Annotated in this window: 2 protein-coding genes; both read right to left on the bottom strand. The window is 50.0% G+C overall.

Annotated elements, in window-relative coordinates; genetic code table 11:
- Nucleotides 1-969: 969 nt before the first annotated feature.
- Nucleotides 970-1,152 carry a hypothetical protein gene (locus ACK4TH_RS11830; protein WP_409626718.1) on the bottom strand — a complete coding sequence of 61 codons (183 nt, stop codon included), beginning with the start codon at nt 1,150-1,152 and terminating at the stop codon, nt 970-972.
- A gap of 117 nt (nt 1,153-1,269) precedes the next feature.
- A partial coding sequence (locus ACK4TH_RS11825) for a hypothetical protein (protein WP_409626716.1) occupies nt 1,270-1,449 on the bottom strand: 180 nt, incomplete at its 5' end.

The following is a 1,449-nucleotide window of genomic DNA, read 5'->3' as shown; positions in this document are numbered from 1 at the left end:
GGACGAATGTAGGGCCTGCGATGGTATGGGACGCAAACCGTCTTAATCCCTTTGAAATCAGGGCTTGGTTCGGACGAGTGCTTACGAAAAGATCATCCGCAGCGCAGCCGTCTTAATCCCTTTGAAATCAGGGCTTGGTTCGGACCACTTTCGATAATCATGACGCTATCGTGAGCGCGTCTTAATCCCTTTGAAATCAGGGCTTGGTTCGGACCTTAGAGTTGTAACAAAATCGCCCGATGGTACACGGTCTTAATCCCTTTGAAATCAAGGCTTGGTTCGGACTCTCACGTGCTGAGAATATCGAGCGCGCAGCCGGTCTTAATCCCTTTGAAATCAGGGCTTGGTTCGGACAATGGCGCGGCTTTGAAATGGAGCGGGTCGAAGACGTCTTAATCCCTTTGAAATCAGGGCTTGGTTCGGACAGATTCTCTACCGCTGCTCTGGCAATGGCGGGTACGTCTTAATCCCTTTGAAATCAGGGCTTGGTTCGGACTGGAAGACTTGCTTGATGGGTTTCGATATGCTGTCTTAATCCCTTTGAAATCAGGGCTTGGTTCGGACTGGGTCCCACCCGGTACGCCGGGCTATTGTGGGCCGTCTTAATCCCTTTGAAATCAGGGCTTGGTTCGGACTCGGTTTATCGCGCATATAAGCGTGGTGCGTACCATGTCTTAATCCCTTTGAAATCAGGGCTTGGTTCGGACAACCCTACGATGTCAAAGTCTCACGTCGACGCCGTCTTAATCCCTTTGAAATCAGGGCTTGGTTCGGACTCAACTAATCGTAAGACTGGAAATGTCGCGCAAGTGTCTTAATCCCTTTGAAATCAGGGCTTGGTTCGGACCGAATTATTCCGTGATAACGAAAGTAATGTGATCGTCTTAATCCCTTTGAAATCAGGGCTTGGTTCGGACGGTCAACAAATTGTCGCAGTCATGCTTGACGCGTGTCTTAATCCCTTTGAAATCAGGGCTTGGTTCGGACGTGAATACGTACATTGACCAACTGGGGCTTGATGCGTCTTAATCCCTTTGAAATCAGGGCTTGGTTCGGACAGACCAACCCTGACAGCCCACACGGCGCGTTTACAGTCTTAATCCCTTTGAAATCAGGGCTTGGTTCGGACCCGCCACTCTTTAACATCGTCAAGACTGACACCGTCTTAATCCCTTTGAAATCAGGGCTTGGTTCGGACCACTGCGAGGACTGAAGCCATGCGTCAACCCCCCGTCTTAATCCCTTTGAAATCAGGGCTTGGTTCGGACACTATTTTTCAAGGTCCGTCGATAATTGACGGACAGTCTTAATCCCTTTGAAATCAGGGCTTGGTTCGGACGAGGCTGGAAAGCCGAGACGCACATCCCGCTGGAGTCTTAATCCCTTTGAAATCAGGGCTTGGTTCGGACTGCACCCCGGCAATATCGTTCGGTATGACAAGTACTTACG

The organism is Tepidimonas sp. (assembly GCF_046292505.1).
GTDB lineage: Bacteria > Pseudomonadota > Gammaproteobacteria > Burkholderiales > Burkholderiaceae_C > Tepidimonas.
Note: the sequence above shows the minus strand (reverse complement) of the source record. Positions and strands in the feature narration are given on the sequence as shown.